At 47.2% G+C, this 3,693-nt stretch carries 5 protein-coding genes; all 5 read left to right on the top strand.

Features of this window, described 5'->3' with window-relative positions:
• Positions 1-630: energy transducer TonB (locus WBV75_RS10455; RefSeq protein ID WP_424120556.1), on the top strand; the 630-nt coding region annotated here is incomplete at its 5' end.
• 141 nt (positions 631-771) lie between these two features.
• The gene (cyoE, locus tag WBV75_RS10450) at positions 772-1,674 is read left to right on the top strand and encodes a heme o synthase (protein ID WP_424120555.1); all 903 of its coding nucleotides are present in this window, start codon (positions 772-774) and stop codon (positions 1,672-1,674) included.
• On the top strand, positions 1,671-2,258 hold the full coding sequence (locus WBV75_RS10445; protein ID WP_424120554.1) for a cytochrome c oxidase subunit 3: 588 nt from the start codon (positions 1,671-1,673) through the stop codon (positions 2,256-2,258). Before cyoE ends, WBV75_RS10445 begins: the two co-directional genes overlap by 4 nt.
• A 95-nt stretch (positions 2,259-2,353) precedes the next feature.
• Positions 2,354-3,328: a cytochrome c oxidase subunit 3 gene (locus WBV75_RS10440; protein WP_424120553.1), complete on the top strand. Its 975-nt coding sequence runs from the start codon at positions 2,354-2,356 to the stop codon at positions 3,326-3,328.
• A gap of 18 nt (positions 3,329-3,346) precedes the next feature.
• Positions 3,347-3,693 (top strand): cytochrome C oxidase subunit IV family protein (locus WBV75_RS10435; protein WP_424120552.1); only part of this gene is annotated, 347 nt, incomplete at its 3' end.

The following is a 3,693-nucleotide window of genomic DNA, read 5'->3' as shown; positions in this document are numbered from 1 at the left end:
GTGCTGTTGTTAGTCTGGGGCGCCTTCGAGTGGAAAACCTACGATGAGGTGAATGATTACGATATTTCACTGAATGTGGAGGATATGCTCGATGAAGAAGTCCCGATGACCGAACAGATCAAAACACCACCTCCGCCTCCGCCACCTGCAGCCCCGGAAGTCATCGAAGTTGTAGAAGACGAAGAAGAGGTTGAAGAAACGGTAATTGAATCCACTGAGACCAGTCAGGAAGAAGAAATTATCGAAGTTGAAGATATCGAAGTTGAAGAGGTAGATGATGATATAGAAGTTCCCTTCGCCGTAATTGAAGATGTACCGGTCTTTCCGGGCTGTGAAAGTGCGGGGGATAAAAAGGCTTGTTTTAACGAAATGATGCAGAAGCATATCCGCAAGAATTTCCGCTATCCGGAAATCGCCCAGGAAATGGGTGTTCAGGGACGTGTGGCTGTGATGTTTACTATCCAAAAAGACGGCTCTATAGGAAATATCCGGATGAGAGGTCCGGATAAAAACCTGGAAGCAGAGGCGCGTCGGATTATTGAAAAGCTTCCGAAGATGACTCCCGGGAGACAACGCGGACGCCCAGTGCGTGTGCCCTTCAGTATCCCGATTACCTTTAAATTACAGTAAACGAAATATACTTTAAAACCCCGGACTTCCGGGGTTTTTTTATGCCATAAAGCGAAGGTGCCCACCAGGGCAGGCATATTATATGCTTTCGTTGGAAAGAAGCGAAGTGGTCCGTATCTTTGCGCCCCATAAATGGTGCGAATGAAATCTGCGGCCGGTGTTTTAGAACCAAGTGCATTCCAAGTTGTGTTTTCCGATTTTAAGGAAATCACCAAAGCCAGGTTAGCAGTAAGTGTTGTTTTTTCTGCCATCGCGGGATATTTATTGGGTGCAGATGAAGTGCGGTTCCTACCCCTTGTCTTTCTGTCCGTAGGGGGCTATTGTATGGTTGGGGCCTCCAATGCCTTCAATCAGGTGATTGAGCGAAATCTCGATGCCCGTATGCATCGGACGAAGAACCGTCCAATCCCTGCAGGACGCATGTCGGTGACCCAGGCCATGAGTCTCGCCATTGTGATGACCCTTGCGGGTATCGTCTTGTTGTACCTCCTCAATCCGAAGACGGCCCTTTTTGGCACACTGTCCATCTTTCTCTATACATGCGTTTATACGCCCCTGAAAACTGTTACCCCGCTCGCTGTTTTTGCCGGTGCGTTTCCGGGAGCTATCCCATTTATGCTGGGCTGGGTTGCCGCGACCAACGATTTTGGCATTGAACCGGGAACTTTGTTTATGATTCAGTTTTTCTGGCAATTTCCGCATTTTTGGGCCCTGGGGTGGATGTTGGATGAAGACTACAAGCGCGGTGGCTTTAAGATGCTGCCCACCGGTAAGAAGGATACCGGGACAGCGCTTCAGATCATCATGTATACCCTGTGGATGATCGTTATTTCAATCGTTCCCGTTTTCGGGATAACGGGTAGGTTGCATCTTTCTGTTCCCGCTGCGGTACTCATATTTCTGGCGGGTCTTGTGATGTTGTGGTTTGCGCTCCGACTCTATGAGCTAAGGGACAGGGCTTCTGCCCGCAGGCTAATGCTGAGTAGTGTCTCTTATATTACCCTTATACAAATTGTTTACGTCATCGATAAATTTTTAGCATGAGTGAAAAGCTGATGGAAGGATCTTTAGCAGAGAAAAAGGGTCGCGCGAAAAAAATGATGCTCTGGTTTGGTATTGTCAGCCTCCTGATGAGTTTTGCGGGCTGGACAAGCGCCTATATTGTGAGTAGTTCCCGGGAGGACTGGATGAGGGATTATACCCTTCCGGTGGCTTTTTGGGTTAGTACGGCACTCATTCTGCTCAGTAGCGTCACTTACTGGATGGCTACTAGGGAAGTTTCTCAGGGTCGGCAAAAAACGGGGACTATTTGGCTCGTGATTACCCTTGTTCTGGGTGTTTCCTTTGTGATCTCCCAATTTTTGGGTTTTTCAGAAATGATCGCTATGGGATATTATTTTACGGGACCCACCAGCAACATTACCCTTTCATATATTTTTCTGATCACCGTTATTCACGCAGTGCACGTTGTGGCGGGAATGATATCACTCCTCGTGGTTCTTTTTAATCAGGTCAGGGGCTCCTATGGCCCGGGTAAAATGCTGGGGATGGAGCTCGGGATTACCTTCTGGCATTTTCTCGATATTTTGTGGATCTACCTCATATTGTTTTTCTATTTCTTTCGTTAAATACCAGAATGCCGATTTTGTCCGGTATTTCTGCTTTTCTAACGTTCAAAAAAATGTATTTTTGCTAAAATTCTCATAACGCGATCTGAATATTTATGGATACTACGGTGACAACGGGTGCTGATGAGCCGGTCTGGGGAGGTGGAAACCGTCCCCTGAATGCGAGTTATGGAAAACTGATGATGTGGTTTTTCATCGTTTCTGATGCCCTGACTTTCTCGGGATTTCTCTCCGCTTACGGATTTTCCCGCTTCAAGTTTATTGAAACATGGCCGATTGCCGATGAGGTCTTTACGCACGTTCCCTTCTTTCACGGGAATTACCCGATGTACTATGTGGCCTTTATGACGTTTGTACTGATCATGTCTTCTGTGACAATGGTATTGGCCGTGGACGCCGGGCACCGAATGATGAAGAACAAAGTGATCATCTATATGTTCCTGACTATAATTGGCGGGGCTATCTTTGTGGGGTCACAGGCATGGGAGTGGGCGACTTTTATCCGCGGAGACTACGGAGCTGTCGAGACCAACGGAGGTAGAATTCTTCAGTTTGTGAATGCCGAAACCGGGGAGCGGGCCGCCCTGGCGGATTTTGTAGAGATCATGCCCGGAGAACGCGTCCGGCATGAGTCGGAGAAAGGAGTGTGGTTTACGAGCGAATCTGCGCTTCCTACCTACACGGTAGACGAGGTGGCAGAAGGGCTGCGGTCTAACCCGAATATCCTTATACGCACAGAACAAATCACCGAAGAAGGTGAAAAAACCCTGCTCAGTCGTCCGGAAACGCTGGAACGCATCAAAGATGCCAAATACGTGGTGGAAGGGGCCAACCTGGTCCGAAACGAATACGGAAGTCGCCTTTTCGCCGATTTCTTCTTTTTTATCACAGGTTTTCACGGTTTCCACGTCTTTTCTGGGGTTGTGATCAATGTCATTATCTTCTTCAATGTGATACTCGGCACTTATGAACGTCGGGGCCATTATGAAATGGTCGAGAAAGTGGGGCTCTACTGGCACTTTGTAGATCTCGTTTGGGTATTTGTATTTACCTTCTTCTATCTGGTTTAATTTTATAAAGAGACACGCATGGCGCACGAACATAAATTAGAAATTTTCAGGGGACTGGTTAAATTTCGCTCCAACACCAGTAAGATATGGGGTGTTCTTATTTTTCTGACCCTGGTGACAGCTGTTGAGGTTGCTCTGGGGATTACCAAACCTGCTATCCTCACGGGGAATTATCTGCTGGGGATGAAATTGCTCAATTGGATTTTTATCATTCTAACGCTGGTAAAGGCTTACTACATCGCCTGGGATTTTATGCACCTAAGGGATGAAAAAAGCGCGCTTCAGCGGGCTATAGTGTGGACGCCGATCTTTCTTGTGGCTTACCTGATTTTTATTTTACTCTTTGAGGCAGACTATATTTACAC

It is taken from the genome of Robiginitalea sp. (assembly GCF_049588695.1).
GTDB lineage: Bacteria > Bacteroidota > Bacteroidia > Flavobacteriales > Flavobacteriaceae > Robiginitalea.
This window is presented reverse-complemented; position numbering and strand designations above follow the sequence as displayed.

Excerpts from the sequence above, each read along its gene's own strand:
- cyoE (WP_424120555.1), top strand. The coding sequence starts at position 772 with ATGAAATCTGCGGCCGGTGTTTTAGAACCAAGTGCATTCCAAGTTGTG.
- WBV75_RS10445 (WP_424120554.1), top strand. The coding sequence starts at position 1,671 with ATGAGTGAAAAGCTGATGGAAGGATCTTTAGCAGAGAAAAAGGGTCGC.
- WBV75_RS10440 (WP_424120553.1), top strand. The coding sequence starts at position 2,354 with ATGGATACTACGGTGACAACGGGTGCTGATGAGCCGGTCTGGGGAGGT.